At 70.3% G+C, this 19,012-nt stretch carries 22 protein-coding genes; 9 read left to right on the top strand and 13 right to left on the bottom strand.

The genetic code is table 11. The annotated features are described in order from the left end of the window. Nucleotides 1–83: 83 nt before the first annotated feature. The 3 genes from ACZ6CZ_RS20375 to ACZ6CZ_RS20365 all read right to left on the bottom strand — a co-directional run bounded on the left by ACZ6CZ_RS20375 (nucleotide 84) and on the right by ACZ6CZ_RS20365 (nucleotide 1,795). Nucleotides 84–944: an IclR family transcriptional regulator gene (locus ACZ6CZ_RS20375; RefSeq protein ID WP_469022910.1), complete on the bottom strand. Its 861-nt coding sequence runs from the start codon at nucleotides 942–944 to the stop codon at nucleotides 84–86. Nucleotides 945–1,138: 194 nt separating this feature from the next. Continuing rightward, nucleotides 1,139–1,348, bottom strand: coding sequence for a DUF5326 family protein (locus tag ACZ6CZ_RS20370; protein WP_469022907.1), 210 nt, complete (start codon nucleotides 1,346–1,348; stop codon nucleotides 1,139–1,141). Between the two features lie 129 nt (nucleotides 1,349–1,477). Next, nucleotides 1,478–1,795 (bottom strand): cupin domain-containing protein, encoded by a 318-nt coding sequence (locus tag ACZ6CZ_RS20365; RefSeq protein ID WP_469022905.1) that lies wholly within the window; start codon nucleotides 1,793–1,795, stop codon nucleotides 1,478–1,480. 59 nt (nucleotides 1,796–1,854) lie between these two features. Between ACZ6CZ_RS20365 and ACZ6CZ_RS20360 the strand changes: the two genes are divergently transcribed. From ACZ6CZ_RS20360 to ACZ6CZ_RS20340, 5 genes are all read left to right on the top strand, one after another. Continuing rightward, on the top strand, nucleotides 1,855–2,232 hold the full coding sequence (locus ACZ6CZ_RS20360; RefSeq protein WP_469022903.1) for a phage holin family protein: 378 nt from the start codon (nucleotides 1,855–1,857) through the stop codon (nucleotides 2,230–2,232). A gap of 7 nt (nucleotides 2,233–2,239) precedes the next feature. After that, nucleotides 2,240–2,731, top strand: coding sequence for a low molecular weight protein-tyrosine-phosphatase (locus ACZ6CZ_RS20355; protein WP_469022901.1), 492 nt, complete (start codon nucleotides 2,240–2,242; stop codon nucleotides 2,729–2,731). Then, the gene (locus ACZ6CZ_RS20350) at nucleotides 2,728–3,876 is read left to right on the top strand and encodes a cystathionine gamma-lyase (protein WP_469022898.1); all 1,149 of its coding nucleotides are present in this window, start codon (nucleotides 2,728–2,730) and stop codon (nucleotides 3,874–3,876) included. Before ACZ6CZ_RS20355 ends, ACZ6CZ_RS20350 begins: the two co-directional genes overlap by 4 nt. A 221-nt stretch (nucleotides 3,877–4,097) precedes the next feature. After that, entirely contained in the window at nucleotides 4,098–5,003 is a 906-nt protein-coding gene (locus tag ACZ6CZ_RS20345) for a LysR family transcriptional regulator (RefSeq protein WP_469022896.1), read from the top strand. An 82-nt stretch (nucleotides 5,004–5,085) separates the two neighbouring features. Beyond that, a complete protein-coding gene (locus tag ACZ6CZ_RS20340; protein WP_469022893.1) occupies nucleotides 5,086–5,568 on the top strand; it encodes an NUDIX domain-containing protein in 483 nt (160 codons plus the stop codon). A 30-nt stretch (nucleotides 5,569–5,598) separates the two neighbouring features. Here the strand turns inward: ACZ6CZ_RS20340 and ACZ6CZ_RS20335 are convergent, their stop codons facing one another. Beyond that, entirely contained in the window at nucleotides 5,599–7,011 is a 1,413-nt protein-coding gene (locus tag ACZ6CZ_RS20335) for a globin domain-containing protein (protein ID WP_469022891.1), read from the bottom strand. 539 nt (nucleotides 7,012–7,550) lie between these two features. Between ACZ6CZ_RS20335 and ACZ6CZ_RS20330 the strand changes: the two genes are divergently transcribed. Then, nucleotides 7,551–8,417: a GNAT family N-acetyltransferase gene (locus ACZ6CZ_RS20330; RefSeq protein WP_469022887.1), complete on the top strand. Its 867-nt coding sequence runs from the start codon at nucleotides 7,551–7,553 to the stop codon at nucleotides 8,415–8,417. Nucleotides 8,418–8,481: 64 nt separating this feature from the next. On the opposite strand, the gene ACZ6CZ_RS20325 is transcribed toward ACZ6CZ_RS20330, so the two are convergent. Further along, nucleotides 8,482–8,901, bottom strand: a complete 420-nt coding sequence (locus ACZ6CZ_RS20325) for a GlcG/HbpS family heme-binding protein (RefSeq protein ID WP_469022885.1) — start codon at nucleotides 8,899–8,901, stop codon at nucleotides 8,482–8,484. A gap of 118 nt (nucleotides 8,902–9,019) precedes the next feature. Next, a complete protein-coding gene (locus ACZ6CZ_RS20320) occupies nucleotides 9,020–10,228 on the bottom strand; it encodes an MFS transporter (RefSeq protein WP_469022882.1) in 1,209 nt (402 codons plus the stop codon). Nucleotides 10,229–10,368: 140 nt separating this feature from the next. On the opposite strand from ACZ6CZ_RS20320, the gene ACZ6CZ_RS20315 reads away from it, so the two are divergent. Both ACZ6CZ_RS20315 and ACZ6CZ_RS20310 read left to right on the top strand, forming a co-directional pair. Further along, complete coding sequence (locus ACZ6CZ_RS20315; protein WP_469022880.1) at nucleotides 10,369–10,827, top strand: MarR family winged helix-turn-helix transcriptional regulator; 459 nt, start codon at nucleotides 10,369–10,371, stop codon at nucleotides 10,825–10,827. A 9-nt stretch (nucleotides 10,828–10,836) separates the two neighbouring features. After that, nucleotides 10,837–11,289: a GNAT family N-acetyltransferase gene (locus ACZ6CZ_RS20310; protein ID WP_469022877.1), complete on the top strand. Its 453-nt coding sequence runs from the start codon at nucleotides 10,837–10,839 to the stop codon at nucleotides 11,287–11,289. Nucleotides 11,290–11,412: 123 nt separating this feature from the next. Here the strand turns inward: ACZ6CZ_RS20310 and ACZ6CZ_RS20305 are convergent, their stop codons facing one another. From ACZ6CZ_RS20305 to dnaB, 3 genes are all read right to left on the bottom strand, one after another. Continuing rightward, nucleotides 11,413–12,798, bottom strand: a complete 1,386-nt coding sequence (locus tag ACZ6CZ_RS20305) for a serine hydrolase domain-containing protein (protein WP_469022875.1) — start codon at nucleotides 12,796–12,798, stop codon at nucleotides 11,413–11,415. A 488-nt stretch (nucleotides 12,799–13,286) separates the two neighbouring features. After that, the gene (locus tag ACZ6CZ_RS20300) at nucleotides 13,287–13,577 is read right to left on the bottom strand and encodes a barstar family protein (protein ID WP_469022872.1); all 291 of its coding nucleotides are present in this window, start codon (nucleotides 13,575–13,577) and stop codon (nucleotides 13,287–13,289) included. A 100-nt stretch (nucleotides 13,578–13,677) separates the two neighbouring features. Then, nucleotides 13,678–15,156, bottom strand: coding sequence for a replicative DNA helicase (dnaB, locus tag ACZ6CZ_RS20295; RefSeq protein WP_469022870.1), 1,479 nt, complete (start codon nucleotides 15,154–15,156; stop codon nucleotides 13,678–13,680). 459 nt (nucleotides 15,157–15,615) lie between these two features. Here dnaB and ACZ6CZ_RS20290 point away from each other — a divergent pair, with 459 nt between their 5' ends. Beyond that, nucleotides 15,616–16,953, top strand: coding sequence for an MATE family efflux transporter (locus tag ACZ6CZ_RS20290; protein ID WP_469022867.1), 1,338 nt, complete (start codon nucleotides 15,616–15,618; stop codon nucleotides 16,951–16,953). 85 nt (nucleotides 16,954–17,038) lie between these two features. On the opposite strand, the gene rplI is transcribed toward ACZ6CZ_RS20290, so the two are convergent. The 4 genes from rplI to rpsF all read right to left on the bottom strand — a co-directional run bounded on the left by rplI (nucleotide 17,039) and on the right by rpsF (nucleotide 18,783). Then, complete coding sequence (gene rplI / locus ACZ6CZ_RS20285) at nucleotides 17,039–17,485, bottom strand: 50S ribosomal protein L9 (protein WP_469022865.1); 447 nt, start codon at nucleotides 17,483–17,485, stop codon at nucleotides 17,039–17,041. An 18-nt stretch (nucleotides 17,486–17,503) separates the two neighbouring features. After that, nucleotides 17,504–17,740 (bottom strand): 30S ribosomal protein S18, encoded by a 237-nt coding sequence (rpsR, locus tag ACZ6CZ_RS20280; RefSeq protein WP_003949403.1) that lies wholly within the window; start codon nucleotides 17,738–17,740, stop codon nucleotides 17,504–17,506. A gap of 84 nt (nucleotides 17,741–17,824) precedes the next feature. After that, on the bottom strand, nucleotides 17,825–18,415 hold the full coding sequence (locus ACZ6CZ_RS20275) for a single-stranded DNA-binding protein (RefSeq protein WP_469022862.1): 591 nt from the start codon (nucleotides 18,413–18,415) through the stop codon (nucleotides 17,825–17,827). A gap of 77 nt (nucleotides 18,416–18,492) precedes the next feature. After that, nucleotides 18,493–18,783: a 30S ribosomal protein S6 gene (gene rpsF, locus ACZ6CZ_RS20270; RefSeq protein WP_070028831.1), complete on the bottom strand. Its 291-nt coding sequence runs from the start codon at nucleotides 18,781–18,783 to the stop codon at nucleotides 18,493–18,495. Between the last annotated feature and the right edge of the window lie 229 nt (nucleotides 18,784–19,012).

Below are 19,012 nucleotides of genomic sequence, written 5' to 3'. Positions count from 1 at the left end.
TGAGGCCGACCGGCCGGGAGGGATCCCTGTGACTGTGGTCAAATCTTGCTCAACGTATGCGATAGATCACAAGGAGTAAGTTTTCAGATGCTGATAGAGAGGCTGAGCGCACCCAGGTGACGTCCGATCTCGGTCTGCAGTTGCCGGGCGGCGGGCAGCAGCCGGTCGGCCTGGTGGAGGGGAAGCGAGATCGCCATCGTGGCCGCCGTCGTCCCGACGGTGATGGGGATCGCCGCGCAGACCGTCCCCAGCGCGTATTCCTGCCGCTCCACGACGGGCGCCATCCGCCGTGTCCGGTCCAGCCGCCGCAGCAGGACGTGGCCGTCGCGGACCGTGTACGGGGTGATGGACTGCGCCGGGTAGCGGCCGAGGTGGTCACGGCGGCCGTCCTCGTCCAGCTGGGACAGCAGGCACTGGCCGATCGCGTGCGCGTGCCCCGTCTCGCGGAAGTCGGCCCACTCCTCGACCGCCGGGGCGCCCGGGGATTCCGAGACGCACATGACCTCGATCTCGCCGTCCTGGTACATCGCGTAGTACACCGGGACGCCGATGGCGTCCCGCCAGTGCGCGAGGGTGTCGACGACCTGGGTGCGACGTTTCTGCCGCGCTCCGCTGCCGCTCAGCCGTTCGGCCGCCTCACCGAGGAAGAACAGGCCCTTGTCGCGGCGCAGATATCCCTCGTGCACCAGGGTGCGCAGCAGGTGGTAGGCGGTGGGCAGCGCGATGCCGGTCTCGCGGGCCAGCTGTTTCGCCGGTGCGCCGTGCTCGTGTCCGGCGACGCATTCCAGCAGGCGCATCGCACGCTGCACGGACCCGATGAGGGTCGCGGAGTGCGTCTGCTCGGCTGCGGCCGGGCCGGGCGGCCGCTGCAGGGGCGGCGCGCAGGAGCGCGGCTGGGCGGGGGGTGCGTGGGGTTCTGCCGGTGCGGTGTCAACCGTGGCCAAGGGTCACTCCCGAAGGGCGAGGGGCAGCCCGTGCGGAGCTACACGGGTGGGGGCTACGCCGCCCGCGGGCTGGATCCCGCGTGGGGTTCCGGACTCTAACCGTCTGCCACCGCTCGCCGAGGGACCGCGGGGGAAACTTCCCTCCCCCGAGGGAACCGGCGATTTCTGTTACCCCTCGCCGGCTCCCGCCGTTCTCACCAGTCGCCGCGCGACGAGGATGCCGTGAACTTGCGCACGATGTAGACCAGCCCCCCGACCAGGGCCACGAAGATCAGCGCCTTGAAGAGCAGGCCGATCACGAAACCCACCACCGTGGCGATCAGGCCACCGAACACGACCAGGGCGATGACCGGCACCGCGACCCACTTCACCCACCACGGCAGTCCCGCGAAGATCTCTCGCATTGCCTCGTCCTTTGCGTCTCGAGCGTCCCGTTGTCCTGCACTCGATGCTAGGGCCGTGAAGGGTCCCCGAGGGCACCTCGCACCCCCTGTCCACCCCTGAACCGTCCCCTAGGGAATCACCGGCGCGGATCACGCCTCAGGTGGAGAGAAGACCACCAGCACCCTCAGGTCCTCGCTGATGTGGTGGAACTTGTGCGCGACCCCGGCCGGCACGTACACCACGCTGCCCCGCGCCACCTCGGTGGTCTCCAGGCCCACGCTGACCGACGCCCGGCCGCTCACGACGAAGTAGACCTCGTCCTGGTTGTGCGGCTGCTGGGGGTCGTGCTCCCCCTTGCCGAGGGCGTACAGGCCGACCGACATGTTCCGCTCCCGCAGGAACTGCAGGTAGGCCCCGTCGTTGGCGGCGCGCTCCGCCTCCAGATCGTCCAGCCGGAATGCCTTCATCGCCGTTGCCGCCCTCGCCACACTGCTCGCCGTGGATCCGTTCTGCCACGATCAGACACATGAAGAATTTCCTAGTCAAGACGATCGCCAACGCGGGCGCGCTGGCGGTCGCCGTGTGGCTGCTCGACAAGATCACCCTCACGGGTGACAGCACGGCCAAGAAGACCGGCACCCTCATCGTCGTCGCCCTCATCTTCGGCCTGGTGAACTTCCTGATCAAGCCGCTGGTGAAGGTGCTCACCTTTCCGCTGTTCATCCTGACCCTCGGCCTGATCGCCGTGGTCGTCAACGCCCTGATGCTGCTGCTGACCTCCTGGGTGTGCGGCAAGCTCGACCTGAGCTTCCACGTGGAGGGCTTCTGGACGGCCATCGTCGGCGGCCTGATCATCGCGATCGTGTCCTGGGCACTGCACATCGTCCTGCCCGACGAGGACTGAACAGCCCATGACCTACCGCGTCTGTTTCGTCTGCACCGGCAACATCTGCCGCTCCCCGATGGCCGAGTCCGTCTTCCGCAGCCGGGTGGCGGACGCCGGGCTGGCCGACCGCGTCGAGGTCGACAGCGCCGGCACCGGGGGCTGGCACGAGGGCGAGGACGCCGATCCGCGCACCGTCTCCGTCCTGCGGGAGCACGGCTACGACAGCGACCACACGGCCCGGCAGTTCCAGGCGTCGTGGTTCGCCCGCCTCGACCTCGTCATCGCCCTCGACAGCGGCCACCTCACCGCCCTGCGCCGCCTCGCGCCCACCGAGGAGGACGCGCGCAAGGTGCGGCTGCTGCGCTCCTACGACCCGGCCGCGGGCGACGATCTCGACGTCCCGGACCCTTACTACGGGGGCGCGGACGGCTTCCAGGAGTGCCTTGAGAAGGTGGAGGCGGCGAGCACCGGTCTGCTCGCCGCCGTACGGGAACAACTGGAGGGACGGGCCGCATGAGCCACCACACCGAGGACGACGGCCGTACCGGCGACGGGACGCGCGCGGTACGGGCCGGTCTGCCCGAGCCGGTCAAGCACGAGCCGACCCTGCCCGGTCCGGTGTTCGCCGCCCACTTCCACCTGCCGGGCGACGTGACGGGGCCCTTCACCTACGGCCGGGACGACAACCCCACCTGGTCGCTGCTGGAGAGTGCCATCGGTGAGCTGGAGGCCCCCGGCCGGGACGACGCGGAGACGCTGGTGTTCGCCTCCGGCATGGCCGCCATCTCCTCGGTGCTCTTCTCGCAGCTGCGCGCCGGCGACGCGGTGGTGCTGCCCTCCGACGGTTACCAGGTGCTGCCCATGGTCGGCGCCCAGCTGGAGGCGTACGGCGTGGAGGTGCGTACCGCGCCGACCGGCGGCGACGCCCAGCTCGAGGTGCTGGAGGGCGCGAAGCTGCTGTGGATCGAGTCACCGTCCAACCCGGGGCTCGACGTCTGCGACATCCGGCGGCTCGTCGAGGCGGCACACGCGCGCGGCGCCCTGGTCGCGGTCGACAACACCCTCGCCACACCGCTCGGCCAGCGGCCGCTGGAACTGGGCGCCGACTTCTCCGTGGCCAGTGGCACCAAGCAGCTCACCGGGCACGGGGACCTCCTGCTGGGCTACGTCGTCGGCCGCGACGCGCGGAACATGGCCGCCGTACGCCGCTGGCGCAAGATCGTCGGCGCGATCGCCGGCCCCATGGAGGCCTGGCTGGCCCACCGCTCCATCGCCACGCTCCAGCTGCGCGTGGACCGGCAGAACGCCACCGCGCGCGTGCTCGCGGAAGCGCTGCGGGAGCGGCCCGAGGTAACCGGGCTGCGCTACCCGGGGCTGCCCGGCGACCCCTCGCACAAGGTCGCCGCGCAGCAGATGCGCCGCTTCGGGTGCGTGATCTCCTTCGAGCTGTCCACGCGCGCGCGTGCCGAGCAGTTCCTCCGGGCGCTGCGGCTCGTGGAGGACGCCACCAGCTTCGGCGGGGTCCGGTCCACGGCCGAGCGTCGGCGGCGCTGGGGCGGGGACGCGGTCTCGGAGGGCTTCATCCGGCTGTCCGTCGGTGCCGAGGACCCGGAGGATCTGGTGGCGGACGTGCTGCACGCGCTCGACGAGTCGGCCGGCTGACCACAGAAGGCACGTCCCGCCGGATTGGCCGCGCGCGGCGGACGGTCCGAACCTCCCCCCTCGTGGCTCGGACCGTCCCCGGTTCCGCGGGCCAAGAACCGTGTCGACAAGGCTAGTTGACTCTGTGTCAGTGTCCAATCACGCTAGCGACAGAGGCCTATCGACTTATTTATAGTTGGGCCCTGCCCGGGGCCGGAGCGGGGCAGGGAAAGGGGCGTGCCGTGGATCTGGCCTTGCTGCGCACCTTCGTCACCGTGCACCGGGCCGGTTCCTTCACACGCGCCGCCGCACTGCTCGGCCTCTCGCAGCCGGCGGTCACCTCCCAGATCCGCACTCTGGAGCGGCAGGTGGGCCGCCCGCTGTTCCTGCGGCAGGCCCGCGGGGTGACGCCCACGAGCATCGGCAACGAACTCGCCCACAAGGCCGCGCCTCATCTCGACGCCCTGGTGGAGATAACGGAGACCGGCCTGGACGACGAGTCCGCGGTGCGGACCCTGCACCTGGCCGGACCACCCGAGTTCACCGCGGCCCGCGCTCTTCCCGCGCTCACCGAGCTGACCGGCGACGACGGCCAGGGTTATGCGCTGCGCGCCTCCTTCGGCACCGCCGAGGAGACCCTGGAAGGACTGGCGGCCGGACACCACGACCTGGCGATCAGCACGGTACGGCCGCGCGGAGGCCTGCTCACCGCGACCGCGCTCTGCGACGAGGAGCATGTGCTGGTCGCCGCGCCGCGCTGGGCCGGGCAGGTCGACTCCGAGGCACTGCGTCACAAGGGCGCGCCGGTCCTGGAGGGCCTGCCCCTCGTCGAGGTCCATGAATCGCTGCCGTTCGTCGCCCGCTACTGGGCGTCCGTCTTCGACTCCCGCCCCACCGCCTCGGGCGCCGTCATCGTGCCCGACCTGCGGGCGGTGCTGGCGTGTGCGAGGGCGGGCGCCGGACTCGCCGTACTGCCCCGCTATCTGTGTGCCGCCGCTCTCGAACGCGGTGAGGTGCTGACGCTGCACGAGCCGGCGGTGCCCCCGCTGCGGACGTATTTCCTGGCGGTGCGCACCGGCACGCTCGCCCTGCCGCACATCGCACGGGCGCACGAGTGGCTGCAGCGGGCGGCCACGGCCTGGTGCTGAATCGCCCCGCGCGCGCTGTGCGGTCGTACGAGATGGCGCTGCGCGATGTTTCACGTGGAACCAGCCGGGCCACATTCCTCCCATGACCGTTCGACCCGTGGTCAAGCGCACCGCCCGCGCCGTTCTCCTCGACGGTGACGACCTGATCCTGATCAAGCGCACCAAGCCCGGTCTCGATCCCTACTGGATCACCCCCGGTGGCGGCGTCGAACCGGAGGACCCGACCGTGGTGCACGCCCTGCACCGCGAGGTCCATGAGGAACTCGGCGCCAAGATCGCTGACGTGGTGCCCTGCTTCGTCGACACCGTGGAACACATCGGTGAGGACGGCGGTGCCACCGGCGTCAAGGTGCAGCACTTCTTCGTCTGCCGGCTGGAGTCCATGGACCCCGCTCTGCGTCACGGACCCGAGGTGGAGGAGCCGGCGGGCGAGTACGAGATCGTCCGCGTGCCGTTCACCCGGGTCGGCATCGCCTCCGTGCACCTCGTGCCGCTGTCGCTGCGGCACTATCTGGACGGCAACATCGAGGGCGTACGCGCCATGCACGCGCCCGACCTCGGGTGACGGCAGGGTGCCGGTCGGGTCCGGTCCGGGTCAGCTTCCGACGACCACCAGTTCCTCTACCGAGTCGTGCCGTATCCGGCTGGTCGGGATGCCGGCCTTGCGGAGCATGTCGACGCCGCTGCGGATCATGCCGGGCGGTCCCGACAGATAGGCGTCGCACTCGCTCCACGGGCCGTACTCGCGAACGGCGTCGGGCAGCCGGCGGTGCGCCTGCTGGTCGATGACCGCGCGGACCGAGAGCCACGGATGGCTCTGCTGGAGCCGGAGCATGGTGTCGATGTCGTACAGGTCGTGGTCGGTGCGGGCCCCGTAGAACACCTCCACCGGACGGCGGTCACCGTGCTCCGCCACGTCCTCGACCAGTGCCTTGATGGGCGCTATGCCGGTACCGCCGCCCAGGCAGAGCAGTCCGCTGTCGGTGGTGTGATCGACGGTCATCGAGCCGGCGGGCGGCCCGAGGCGGACGACGTCACCGGGCCGGGCCCGGTGCACCAGCGCGTTGGAGACCCAGCCGGCGGGAACGGCCTTCACATGGAAGGTCAGCAGGCCGTCCGACCGGGGCGCGGAGGCGAACGAGTAGTGCCGCCAGACCCGTGGCCACCACGGCGTCTCCAGGCTCGTGTACTGCCCGGCGAGGAAGGGGTAGGGCTGGTCCGTGCGGAGGGTGAGGACGGCGACGTCGGGCGTCCGCAGTTCGTGGGTGACCACCTCCGCGTGCCACCAGGCGGGGGCGCGCAGCTCGTCCGCGGCCGCCGCGTCGATCATGACCTGGGAGATGGTCGTGTAGGCCCGGACCCAGGCCGCCTCCGTCTCCGGGTCCCAGACCGCCGAGGCGAACCTGCCCAGCGCGCCGATGAGGCATTCACCGACCGCCGGGTAGTGCTCGGGGCGAGTGCCGTACTTACGGTGCCCGCGTCCCAGGGCGCGCAGGTAGTCGACCAGGACAGGCTTGTTGTCGATGTGCTCGGCCGCCGTGAGCAGAGCCTGCAGCAGTCGGTCCCGCTGGGTGTCCATGGCGGCCGGGAACAGCGAGCGCAGGTCGGGGTGGCGTACGAAGAGCAGCGCGTAGAAGTAGGACGTGACCTTGTCGGCCACCGCGGCGATCTCGGTCATGGTGCGTCGGATGCGGACCGCGTCCGACGAGCCGCCCTCGGCCGCCACACGTTGCGGGGGTGCGGGGGCGATGACGGCGGGCGTGAGCTGTCCCGGTGGTGGGACACGTTCCCGGTCCGCCCCGGCGGCGCCGCCGGGAGCCTGCGAAACGGGCACGTCCACCGCAGGTGGCGTGTTCTCCTCCGCCGAGGGCCGGCCCACTCGTCGCACCACCGCCGGGCGGCGCTCCGCGGGCCTCTCCACGTCCTCCTCCGGCGGCTTGCGCGGCGTGAACCAGCCGGTCCCGCCGGACGTCCCGTTGTCGGCCGACCCGGTGGTCGGAGCGTCCATGGTGTGCCTCGCCTCGAACATCTTTCGGTCGGTCTGCGCATTTCCCGGCCGGAAAGCGCCTCATTCCCGCAGACGGCTCGGGTCTCCCGTTCTGGCCCAGCGATCCGTTCGACCGCACAGGAACGGCAGCATCCCGTCCTGCTCGAATGCGTCGGTCGCATACCCGGAAATACAGGTCTTCGATCTCCCCGCCCCGTTGAAGTGCATTGCCCCGTTCTCGGCACGCGGGGGACAGGTGCGCGACCTCGCCCCTGGGCGTGAACCGCAGTCGACCCTACCGGCCGCCGCGACACACACAAGTACCCTGCCCGCCATCGGCGGATCATGCCGGAGCGCATCATGGACGCCCTCAAGTCCGGCTCGGCACGCGCCAGTTCGAAGAGGACGTCACTGAGGTACATGAGGGCGGCCGCTGTTTCACGTGAAACAGCGTCTGGCTGTCCTTGCGCTGTACGGATGGCCACGACATGGCCAAAAGCACGTACGTCCACCCCGAAAGCGGTGGACGCACGGGGTGGCGGTCAGACAGCCTGACCTGCGTGCCTACTCCTTCTCTCACCGCGCTGCCCATTCGCCGTCTGACGCTTCGCGATCTCACCGCCTGCGCCGACTTGTCCGAAGACCGGGGGTGGCCACGCGAGGAACACAAGTGGGGCTTTCTGCTCACCGCCGGAAAGGGATACGGCATCGAGGATCCCGAGGGCGGCCTCGTCGCCGCCTGCGTCGTCACGGAGTACGGCCCGTGGGACCGGCCGGATCTGGCCGCGATCGGCATGGTCCTGGTGGCCGGACGGCACGCCCGCCAGGGAGTCGGACGCCGGCTGATGCGTCACGTGATCGCGGCGATGGGCACCACACCCCTGACCCTCCATGCCACGCCGTACGGCCGCCCGCTGTACGAGGAGCTGGGTTTCAAGGTCACCGGCCGGGCGGAGATGCTGCTGGGCCGCTTCGTCCCGGGCGACCCGGAGCCACGGGCAGCGACCCGTGCGGCCACCGCGGAGGACCTTCCCGCGATCCTCCGGCTGGACGAGGAGGTGTTCGGTACCGATCGCACGCCGCTGATCACCAGGCTGCCGGCCTTCGCCGACCAGTTGCGCGTAGCCGAGGACAACGACCGGATCACCGGGTACACGGCTGCCTGGCCGAACATGGACACGCATGTGGTCGGGCCGCTGATCGCCCGTGACACCGAGACCGCCAAGGCTCTGATCGCCTCGCTCGCCGCCCACACCGACCGCCCGCTGCGCACCGACATCGACGTGCGTCACGAGGAGCTGGTGGCATGGGCGAAGCAACGGGGGCTGGCGTCGGTGGCGTTCAACGCGGTCATGACCTACGGCATCACGGCGCTGCCCGGTGACTGGACACGGCGTTTCGCACCGCTGACGGTGGCCGCGGGCTGAGTGGCACCGCGAACGCCGGCCCCGCGGTCGCGCGGGGCCGGCGTTCGCCGCTGCCGGGCTCTGGTCAGGCGAGGGTTCGCACCGCGGCGGTGGCGAACGCGTGGTCCTGGTCCGGGGCTCCGCCGCCGACACCCACGGCGCCGATCAGCCGGCCCTCCCGGTGAAGCGGCACGCCACCCGCGATGAACAGCAGGGGGCGGTCGAGCGCGGTGGGCAGCGTGTGGAACAGCCCGCCGGGCTGGACGGCGTCGACGACATCGGCGGTGGCGGCGTCCAGCTGCAGCGCCGTGTAGGCCTTGCGGGTGCTGGTCTCGCCGGAGATCAGCACGGCCCGGTCGTCGCGGCGGAAGGCGAGCGGATGGCCACCGGCGTCCAGGACGGTGATGCTGACGGCGACTCCGGCGTCCTCGGCGGCGCGGCGGGCCGCGGTGACGAGCAGCTCGGCGTCCTCGACGGTGAGCGGGGCGACTGCGGTGGTGCTCATGAGTGGTGTTCCTTGTGCCTGTGCTGGAGGGGATCTGGTGCTGTCGGCGCGCACGTGATGTGCCGTGCGGCCGGGGGAAGCCCCGGACCGGGTGTCCGGACCGGCGCTCCGGGTGGGCTCAGTGGGGGACGGCGGTCCGCTCGGCGACGGGCGCACCGGTGGCCGTCGCGCCGGTGGGGACGCTGCCGCGGCGCTCCAGGGCGGCCGAGAAGACGGCGAGCACGAGGGCGCCCGCGGCGAGGGCGGCACCGACCCAGTTGGGGGCGGTGTAACCGAAGCCGGCGGCGATCACGATGCCGCCGAGCCAGGCGGAGAGGGCGTTGCCCAGGTTGAAGGCGCCGATGTTGACGGCCGAGGCCAGCGTCGGGGCTCCGTGGGCCTGGTCCAGGACGCGCTTCTGCAGCGGCGGGACGGTGGCGAAGCCCAGCGCGCCGATCAACGCGATGGTGACCGCCGCCGCGATCTTGTTGTGCGCGGTCAGCGTGAACAGCGCGAGGACGACGGCCAGGGCGCCCAGGGAGACGTAGAGCATGGGCATCAGGGCCCGGTCGGCGAACCGGCCGCCGACGAGGTTGCCGCCGACCATGCCGAGTCCGAAGAGGACCAGCAGCCAGGTGACCGAGCCGTCGGCGAAACCGGCGATGTGGGTCATCATCGGCGCGATGTAGGTGATGGCCGCGAAGACGCCGCCGAAGCCGAGCACGGTCATCGCCATGGCGAGCAGGACCTGGGCGTTCTTGAAGGCGGCCAGTTCGTGCCGGAGGTGCACGCCCTGCGGCCGGGGCATCTCGGGAACGAGCTTGGCGACACCGGCCAGGCCGATGACGCCGAGGGCGGCCACGACGGCGAAGGTGACCCGCCAGCCCATGGCCTGTCCCAGGAGCGTGCCCAGCGGGACGCCCACGACGTTGGCGACGGTCAGGCCGGTGAACATCATCGCGATGGCGCCGGCCTTCTTGTCCGGGGCCACCAGTTCGGCCGCGACGACCGAGCCGATACCGAAGAAAGCGCCATGGGCGAGGGAGGCGATCACCCGCCCGATCAGCATGACGGCGAAGGCCGGGGCCACGGCGGAGACCAGGTTGCCGACGATGAACAGGCCCATCAACAGCATCAGCATCCGCTTGCGGGGCACCTTGGTGCCCAGGACGGTCATCAGCGGGGCTCCGATCACCACCCCGAGCGCGTACCCGGTGACCAGCAGGCCGGCGGTGGGGATCGAGACCCCGAAGTCACCCGCGACCTCGGGCAGCAAGCCCATGATCACGAATTCCGTCGTGCCGATTCCGAAGGCCCCGATCGCGAGGGCCAGAAGCGCGAGAGGCATGGAGGAGATACCTTTCAAATGATTGCAGGAGCGCTTAGCGTGCGTCCACAATAGTTGCAAACGCGGGATACTTGCAAACGCGGGATATTGCACGGGTGCTCTACCCTGGTGTCAGCCGCTCCGGGACGGAGGAAACGCCAATGACAGCGACGGACCCCGCGCTCACCGCTCTCGCACAGGGCTGGTGCGCTCTCTCGCTGCTGCACGGGAGGATCGAGGCGCACATCGAGCGCGTCCTGCAGGCCGAGCACGATCTGAGCGTGCGCGAGTACTCGCTGCTCGACGTGCTCAGCCGGCAGCACGACGGTGTGGGGGGCCATCTGCAGATGAAGCAGGTCGCCGACGCCGTCGTCCTCAGTCAGAGCGCCACGACCCGGCTGGTGACCCGCCTGGAGGACCGCGGCCTGCTGCAGCGCTACCTGTGCCCGACCGACCGCCGCGGCATCTACACGGACGTCACCGACACCGGTCTGCGCCTGCTCGAGGAAGCGCGGCCCACCAATGACGCCGCCCTGCGCGCGGCCCTGGACGAAGCCGCCCGGAGCCCCGAACTCGCGCCGCTGGTGCGGGCCGTGGAGTCACTGCACGTCACCGCGTAAGGTGCGGCCATGACCGATCTCGCTGTGCGACGCGCGACCGCCGACGACCTCCCGGCGATCGTCGCCATGCTCGCCGACGACCCGCTGGGCGCCCGGCGGGAGTCTCCGGACGACCTCACGCCGTACCGTGCGGCCCTGGACCGGCTGATCGCGGACCCGAACCAGTACGTGATGGTGGCGGTCCGCGACGACCGCGTCGTCGGCACGCTCCAGTTGACGTTGATCCCGGGCCTCTCCCACCGGGGGACGACCCGCGCGGTCATCGAGGGGGTACGCATCCACTCCGGGGAACGCGGCAGCGGGCTGGGCACCCAGCTCATCGAGTGGGCTGTCGACACCGCCCGGCAGCAGGGCTGCGGGCTGGTACAGCTGACCTCCGACAAGTCGCGCACCGACGCTCACCGCTTCTACGAGCGACTGGGTTTCACGGCTTCGCACGAGGGGTTCAAGCTGGCCCTGTGAGCCGGCGGGTGAGTGTGGCGCGCTCGCGGTGGGCGGCCCGTTTCACGTGAAACACGCCGCCCGTGCCCCTTCACCTCCACGGCCGGAGGACGGTCGTCGGGCGGCAGCGTCCCGCGTCGGTGCCTATCCGATGCCTCGCCATCCGTCCGGGTCCACTCCACCGGGCACGGGAGCCTCCGTGTCGTACGGCCGACGGGTGAAGACGAACGACCCGAGGTCGAGATGGCTCAGGGAACCGTCGGCGCGACGCACGGGACGCAGCGGCTCGCCGGCGTAGTAGCCCTCCAGGCCGGTCCAGGTCCCGTCGCCGTTGGCCCGGAAGCGGGCACGGCGGCCGGCCCCCGCCAGCGGCCCCAGCGAGAGCAGCCCGTCGGCGCTCAGCCGTACGGCGAAGGGATGCGTCCCCCAGTACCACTGCCCGGTCATCTCCAGGTCCTCCGGGTCCACGTGCCGCAGCGGCCGCCACGGTTCCGGGATGCGCGGCTCGGCCTCGGCGACGATACGGACGAGGTCGCCTCCCAGCACTCCCAGCAGCGGGCCGGAGGTGCAGTTGGCGAGGACCACGGCGGCCACGTCGTCCTCCACGCTGATGGTCAGGTTCGCCAGGAAGCCGGGCAGCGAGCCGGAGTGCCCGACGAGGAGCCTGCCGCCACGACGCTGGATCTGCATGCCGAGCCCGTAGGTGGCCCCGTCCATGACGTCCGCGGGTTCGGCGGGCGCGGCGGGCGTCCTCATCTCGCGCAGCGAGTCCGCACTCAGCACCCGGTCGTCTCCCCCGGCGAGGAAGGCGGCGAACCGCGCCAGGTCCCCGGTGGTGGACCAGAGCTGACCGGCCGGTGCCATGCGGCCGAGGTCCTCCAGCGGCTCGGGCAGCAGTGCGTCGGCCCAGGGGTGCACCGCCCAGCCGCCCGCGTGCGGCGCCTGCGGCCGGCTGCTCGTGCGGTTCAGGCCCAGTGGGAGGAGCACTTCCGCGCGCAGGACGTCCTCCCAGGGTGCGCCCCGCACCTCCTCCACCAGAGCGCCGAGCAGGGTGTAACCCGGGTTGGAGTAGTGGTGGCGCCTGCCGACGGGGTGCAGGAGGGGCTGTTCGCCGAGCACATCGCTCAGCTCGGGACGCAGCGAGCCCGGGGTCCGCTCCCACCACGGCCCCGGTGATTCGGCGGCCAAACCGGCGGTGTGCGCGAGGAGTTCGGCGATCGTCGCCTCCCCCACTGAGGTGCCGGGCAGGTGCTTCTCCAGCGGATCGCCCAGATCGAGCACCCCCTCGTCCCGCAGTCGCAGCACCAGGACGGCGGTGAACGTCTTGGTGATCGACCCGATCCGGTACTGGACGCCTTCGTCCGGCCCGTGTCCGTCGACCGAGGTCCGCGCGCCGTGCCACACGGCACGTCCGCCCCGTACGACGGCGGCCACCAGCGACGGTGCCCGCCCTTCGGCCTGCGCCACGGCGATCCGGTGCGCCAGCGCCCGCCGGGTCCCGGGGAGCAGTTCTTCCTGCGATGTCGTCATGCCCCCAGTCCATCCGCTGAGGGCGGCCGGCGTCGAATCCATATCCCCGGGGACGGCCGCCCAGCCCGCCCGACCGTGGCTCGGCAACTCGGCAACTCGGCAACTCGGCAGGGGAGTCTCCGCCGAACCGAGGGCGTGCCGAGGGGCCCGGGAGCTAGCGCTGCGAGGCCGATGGGGGTGCGGCGGGGAACCTGGCCGGGGCCGGTCGAGTCCGCCTCCGCCTGACGCGCGCCCGCTTGCACGGACGAGGACGAAGAGCGCGTCGTCGCGCGGTAGCCACCTGTCGGTCCCCCAGATCCCCCAGACCGCCAGCGCGCAGGCCGCGATCCGGCGCCGAGGAGGCTGGAGCCCGTCCGGCCGCAGGCGGTGCAGACGGCGGTGGTCGCCGCCGCGCCGAGACCGCTTGCGGCGGCCCGACCCGCTTGACCCGTTTCAGCGACGTATGACGCGTCTTGACGACGTTCGACCGCTCGCCGCCGGACTCAACATCAGGTGAAACGCACGGTCAGCCTCTTGTCCGGCGCGTTCACCTCGTCCTCCGCGGCAGCTCGGACCAGGACGGACGCGATCGCCTCGAACGCTTCATCGCCCATGCGACCACGGCTGACTGCAGCGTTCTCCCAGACGATCTCGACCGGGCGTTCGACATCCCTGCTCAGACGGTCCCACAGGGCGCTCAGGTTGTGCCCGTAGTACGGACCGAAGTCCAGAGGCCCGGCAAGAACCCGGTGCAGGTCCGCCTGGCTTCCGATGTGTGCCCCGTCAATGGCGACCCGCATGCTCCTCCACCCCTTCGGCTCGGTCGATGTCGGATCCGGCTTCTGTCCGAAGTCGACCGTGAGATTCCGACACGACATCTGAGACCCCACAGCCGCCCGGTCAGGTCTGGGCCATGTCCACGAAGCGGGAGTAGTGGCCCTGGAAGGCCACGGTGATCGTCGCCGTGGGGCCGTTGCGGTGCTTGGCCACGATGAGGTCGGCCTCGCCCGCGCGCGGGGACTCCTTCTCGTACGCGTCCTCGCGGTGCAGCAGGATGACCATGTCGGCGTCCTGCTCGATGGACCCGGACTCCCGCAGGTCGGACACCATCGGCTTCTTGTCGGTGCGCTGTTCGGGACCACGGTTGAGCTGCGAGAGCGCGATGACCGGGAGCTCCAGCTCCTTGGCGAGCAGCTTGAGGTTACGGGACATGTCCGAGACCTCCTGCTGACGGCTCTCGGCGCGCTTGGAGCCGCCGTTCTGCATCAGCTGGAGATAGTCGATGACGACCAGCTTGAGGTCGTTGCGCTGTTTCAGACGGCGGCACTTGGCCCGGATCTCCATCATCGACAGGTTCGGGGAGTCGTCGATGTAGAGGGGGGCGGCCGAGACGTCCGGCATACGGCGGGCCAGCCGGGTCCAGTCCTCGTCGGTCATCGTGCCGGAGCGCATGTGGTGCAGGGCGACCCGTGCCTCGGCGGACAGCAGGCGCATCGCGATCTCGTTGCGGCCCATCTCCAGCGAGAAGATCACGCTGGGCAGGTTGTGCTTGATCGACGCCGCCCGGGCGAAGTCCAGCGCGAGCGTGGACTTTCCCATGGCGGGACGTGCGGCGATGACGATCATCTGCCCCGGGTGCAGACCGTTGGTGAGGGAGTCGAAGTCGGTGAACCCCGTGGGCACACCGGTCATCTCGCCGCTGCGGGAGCCGATCGCCTCGATCTCGTCGAGGGCGCCCTCCATGATGTCGCCGAGCGGCAGGTAGTCCTCGCTGGTGCGCTGCTCGGTGACGGCGTAGATCTCCGCCTGCGCGCGGTTGACGATCTCGTCGACGTCGTCGTCGGCCGCGTATCCCATCTGGGTGATCCGGGTGCCGGCCTCGACCAGGCGCCGCAGCACGGCCCGCTCGTGGACGATCTCCGCGTAGTACTCGGCGTTCGCCGCCGTGGGCACCGTCTGGACGAGGGTGTGCAGGTAGGCGGCGCCACCGACCTTGTTGATCTCGCCGCGCTTGGTCAGCTCGGCGGCGATGGTGATGGGGTCGGCCGGCTCCCCCTTGGCGTAGATGTCGAGGATCGCCTGGTAGATCGTCTCGTGCGCGGGCTTGTAGAAGTCGTGGCCCTTGAGGACCTCCACGACGTCGGCGATGGCGTCCTTGGACAGCAGCATGCCGCCGAGGACGGACTGCTCGGCGTCCAGATCCTGCGGTGGCACCCGCTCGAACGACGAGCCGGCGGTGTCCCACGCACCGCCCTCCCGGCCCCGGTCGTGCTGTTCGTCACGCCCCCGGCCGCCGTCACTTCGCCTGCGGGAAGCGGGCAGACGATCACTGGGTCCGCTGTCGGCCCACGGATCGTCCAAGGGCTCGGAAATACTCACCGAGCCACCTCCTCCCGTCCGCGCGGCGGACTTCGCCGTGCCCTCTGTTGTACGGCACGGCTCTGACAAATTGAGAGGCTCGACTCCGGTTGTCGCACGGCCTTTTCACGGGGTTTCCGAGGCCGGCGGACGGAGCGAGCGCCGGACCACCGTAGGCCTGTCGGCACCGTCAGCCAATCTGGTTATCCACAGGCCATGTGGACGACGGGCCCGATGCTGTGGAGAACTCGCCGAAACCTGTGCACGACCCGGTGGACAGCCCTGTGAACAAGCCCTCCATCATCACAAGCGGAAGCCTCTGACCTGCTATTTCACCGTCCACTGGCTGTGCAGAAGAAAAAGTTTCCCAGTCGGACCAAGATCGCCTCGAACAGTGCGCGAGAACACACGCCACACCGGACCAAGTAAGGGTTGCAAGCCGTTTGCATCTCTTACCTGTGGACGATTAGATTGGTGCTCATGACACAGGCTTCCGCGCCCCCCGGGACCACCCGCCGACGGCACGACCGAGAGATCGTCGCGCTGGCCGTCCCGGCCTTCGGTGCGCTCGTCGCCGAGCCTCTGTTCGTCCTGGCCGACAGTGCCATCGTCGGTCACCTGGGCACGGCCCAGCTCGCCGGCCTCGGCGTGGCCTCGGCCCTGCTGACCACCGCGGTCAGCGTCTTCGTCTTCCTCGCCTACGCCACCACCGCCGCCGTGGCCCGCCGGGTCGGCGCCGGCGATCTCCCGGCAGCCATCCGGCAGGGCATGGACGGCATCTGGCTGGCCCTGCTCCTCGGCGTCGCCGTCATCGCCGTCGTCCTGCCCCTGGCGGGTACCATCGTCCACCTCTTCGGCGCCTCGGCCGCGGCGGCCACGAATGCGACCACCTATCTGCGCATCTCCGCCCTCGGCATCCCGGCCATGCTGATCGTGCTCGCCTCCACCGGCGTACTGCGCGGACTGCAGAACACCAGGACCCCCCTCTACGTCGCCGTGGCGGGCTTCGTCACCAACGCCGTCCTCAACGTCGGGCTCGTCTACGGAGCCGGTCTCGGCATCGCCGGCTCCGCCTGGGGCACCGTCATCGCCCAGTGCGGCATGGCGGCGGTCTACCTGACCGTGGTCGTCCGAGGGGCCCGCGCGCACCGGGCCTCCCTGCGCCCCGACGCCGCCGGCATCCGGGCTTCCGCCCAGGCCGGTGTCCCCCTTCTCGTCCGCACGCTGTCGCTCCGGGCGATCCTCATGATCGCGACGGCCGTGGCGGCCCGGCTCGGGGACGCCGACATGGCCGCCCACCAGATCGTCCTGTCGCTGTGGAGCCTGCTGGCCTTCGCCCTCGACGCGATCGCCATCGCGGGACAGGCCATCATCGGGCGCTACCTCGGTGCGGGCGACGCCGAAGGGGCCCGTCAGGCATGCCGCCGCATGGTGGAGTGGGGTGTCGCGACCGGTGTCGTCCTGGGCGTCCTCGTCGTGGCCGCCCGGCCGCTGTTCCTGCCCCTGTTCACCGGCGACTCCCTGGTCACGCACACCGCGCTCCCCGCGCTGCTGATGGTGGCGCTCTCCCAGCCGATCTGCGGAGTGGTCTTCGTCCTGGACGGCGTCCTCATGGGCGCGGGTGACGGACCGTACCTGGCCTGGGCCATGGTCCTCACCCTTGCGGTGTTCTGCCCGGTGGCACTGCTCGTCCCGGTCCTCGGCGGCGGCCTGACCGCGCTGTGGGCGGCCATGACACTGATGATGACGGTCCGCATGCTCACCTTGTGGCTGCGCTCCCGCTCGGGCCGCTGGATCGTGACCGGCGCCGTCCGCTGAGCGTTTCACGTGAAACACCGTGCGAAAGGGGCCGCACCCGAGTGGGTGCGACCCCTTTCGGAGCTGCTCAGACCGAGCGCGGCGATCAGGCCGCGACGACCTCGACGTTGACCTTGGCGGCAACCTCGGGGTGCAGACGCACGGACGTCTCGTGGGCGCCCAGGGTCTTGATCGGAGCGGTCAGCTCGATGCGGCGCTTGTCGACCTCGGGGCCACCGGACGCCTTGATCGCGGAAGCGACGTCGGCGGGGGTGACGGAACCGAAGAGACGACCGGCGTCGCCGGAGCGGACGGCCAGACGGACCTTCACGCCCTCGAGCTGGGCCTTGATCTGGTTGGCCTGCTCGATGGTCTGGATCTCGTGGATCTTGCGAGCACGGCGGATCTGCTCGACGTCCTTCTCGCCACCCTTGGTCCAGCGGATAGCGAAGTTCCGCGGGATCAGGTAGTTGCGAGCGTAACCGTCCTTGACGTCGACGACGTCGCCCGCGGCACCGAGGCCGGAGACCTCGTGGGTGAGGATGATCTTCATGAGTCGGTCACCCTTCCCTTATCGCGCGGTGGACGTGTAGGGCAGCAGCGCCATCTCACGGCTGTTCTTGACGGCCGTGGCGACGTCACGCTGGTGCTGCGTGCAGTTGCCGGTCACGCGGCGGGCACGGATCTTGCCGCGGTCGGAAATGAACTTCCGCAGCATGTTCGTGTCCTTGTAGTCCACGTACGTGACCTTGTCCTTGCAGAAAGCGCAGACCTTCTTCTTAGGCTTGCGCACAGGCGGCTTCGCCATGGTGTTTCTCCTGTGTGATCAAGAAGTGTGGGTAACGACCCGCCCTCGACCCCGACCAGGTCCCGCAGGACCCGGTGCCGAGGCTCAGAAGGGGGGTTCGTCCGAGTAGCCGCCACCGCCGCCGGAGCTGCCGCCCCAACCGCCGCCGCCCTGGTTGGCACTGCCGCCACCGGCAGGAGCGCCGGAGGCCCAGGGGTCGTCGGCCGGAGCGCCGCCGGACTGCTGGCCGCCACCGGGGCCGCCGCCCCAGCCGCCGCCACCCTGCTGGCCGCCCCCGCCGCTGTAACCGCCCTGGCCGCCACGAGCGCCACCGGCGGTCTTGGTGACCTTGGCCGTGGCACTGCGCAGGCTGGCGCCGACTTCCTCGACGTCCAGCTCGTAGACCGTGCGCTTGACGCCCTCACGGTCCTCGTAGGACCGCTGCTTCAGCCGGCCCTGCACGATGACGCGCATGCCTCGCTGGAGCGACTCGGCGACGTTCTCCGCCGCCTGACGCCAGACCGAGCAGGTCAGGAACAGGCTCTCGCCGTCCTTCCACTCGTTCGTCTGGCGGTCGAAGGTGCGGGGCGTGGACGCGACACGGAACTTCGCGACGGCCGCACCGGACGGGGTGAAGCGCAGCTCGGGGTCGTCGACAAGATTGCCGACGACCGTGATGACGGTCTCGCCTGCCATGGGGGAACCTCTCGGCGGGTTTGCTGCTGGCTGCTGGGTGCTGCTACTCGGATCCCGGTATCAGCTGAGCGGGAGGCTCAGTGGGTCTCGGGACGGAGGACCTTGGTCCGGAGGACCGACTCGTTCAGGTTCATCTGGCGGTCGAGCTCCTTGACGACCGCAGGCTCGGCCTGCAGGTCGATGACCGAGTAGATGCCCTCGGGCTTCTTCTTGATCTCGTAGGCGAGACGACGACGGCCCCAGGTGTCGACCTTCTCCACCTTGCCGCCGCCGTCGCGGACGACAGACATGAAGTTCTCGATCAGCGGGGAGACAGCGCGCTCCTCGAGATCGGGGTCGAGGATGACCATCACTTCGTAGTGACGCATGTGGAACCCACCTCCTTTGGACTCAGCGGCCACGGTCGTTCCGTGGCAGGAGGGTCGTGATGCGTACGCAACGGTATCCGCCACCACTGACAACCGGGCTTCCCCGAGGATTTCCCCGGGGACCCGCGCAGTGACCAGGACATGCCTGGGCAGACACCGGTACAGACGCTACAGACTACCCGCACACCGGCTTCCGGTTGAAATCCGGCGGTGAGGGCGGTCAATCTGT

The organism is Streptomyces sp. NPDC041135 (genome assembly GCF_055592085.1).
The sequence above is the reverse complement of the archived record's forward strand: the minus strand, read 5'-3'. Positions and strand labels throughout refer to the sequence as shown.

Excerpts from the sequence above, each read along its gene's own strand:
- ACZ6CZ_RS20355 (WP_469022901.1), top strand. The coding sequence starts at position 2,240 with ATGACCTACCGCGTCTGTTTCGTCTGCACCGGCAACATCTGCCGCTCC.
- ACZ6CZ_RS20360 (WP_469022903.1), top strand. The coding sequence starts at position 1,855 with ATGAAGAATTTCCTAGTCAAGACGATCGCCAACGCGGGCGCGCTGGCG.
- ACZ6CZ_RS20290 (WP_469022867.1), top strand. The coding sequence starts at position 15,616 with ATGACACAGGCTTCCGCGCCCCCCGGGACCACCCGCCGACGGCACGAC.
- ACZ6CZ_RS20310 (WP_469022877.1), top strand. The coding sequence starts at position 10,837 with ATGACCGATCTCGCTGTGCGACGCGCGACCGCCGACGACCTCCCGGCG.
- rplI (WP_469022865.1), bottom strand. The coding sequence starts at position 17,485 with ATGAAGATCATCCTCACCCACGAGGTCTCCGGCCTCGGTGCCGCGGGC.
- ACZ6CZ_RS20300 (WP_469022872.1), bottom strand. The coding sequence starts at position 13,577 with ATGCGGGTCGCCATTGACGGGGCACACATCGGAAGCCAGGCGGACCTG.
- ACZ6CZ_RS20365 (WP_469022905.1), bottom strand. The coding sequence starts at position 1,795 with ATGAAGGCATTCCGGCTGGACGATCTGGAGGCGGAGCGCGCCGCCAAC.
- ACZ6CZ_RS20350 (WP_469022898.1), top strand. The coding sequence starts at position 2,728 with ATGAGCCACCACACCGAGGACGACGGCCGTACCGGCGACGGGACGCGC.
- ACZ6CZ_RS20305 (WP_469022875.1), bottom strand. The coding sequence starts at position 12,798 with ATGACGACATCGCAGGAAGAACTGCTCCCCGGGACCCGGCGGGCGCTG.
- ACZ6CZ_RS20340 (WP_469022893.1), top strand. The coding sequence starts at position 5,086 with ATGACCGTTCGACCCGTGGTCAAGCGCACCGCCCGCGCCGTTCTCCTC.
- ACZ6CZ_RS20315 (WP_469022880.1), top strand. The coding sequence starts at position 10,369 with ATGACAGCGACGGACCCCGCGCTCACCGCTCTCGCACAGGGCTGGTGC.
- rpsR (WP_003949403.1), bottom strand. The coding sequence starts at position 17,740 with ATGGCGAAGCCGCCTGTGCGCAAGCCTAAGAAGAAGGTCTGCGCTTTC.
- ACZ6CZ_RS20325 (WP_469022885.1), bottom strand. The coding sequence starts at position 8,901 with ATGAGCACCACCGCAGTCGCCCCGCTCACCGTCGAGGACGCCGAGCTG.
- ACZ6CZ_RS20320 (WP_469022882.1), bottom strand. The coding sequence starts at position 10,228 with ATGCCTCTCGCGCTTCTGGCCCTCGCGATCGGGGCCTTCGGAATCGGC.
- ACZ6CZ_RS20370 (WP_469022907.1), bottom strand. The coding sequence starts at position 1,348 with ATGCGAGAGATCTTCGCGGGACTGCCGTGGTGGGTGAAGTGGGTCGCG.
- rpsF (WP_070028831.1), bottom strand. The coding sequence starts at position 18,783 with ATGCGTCACTACGAAGTGATGGTCATCCTCGACCCCGATCTCGAGGAG.
- ACZ6CZ_RS20335 (WP_469022891.1), bottom strand. The coding sequence starts at position 7,011 with ATGGACGCTCCGACCACCGGGTCGGCCGACAACGGGACGTCCGGCGGG.
- ACZ6CZ_RS20275 (WP_469022862.1), bottom strand. The coding sequence starts at position 18,415 with ATGGCAGGCGAGACCGTCATCACGGTCGTCGGCAATCTTGTCGACGAC.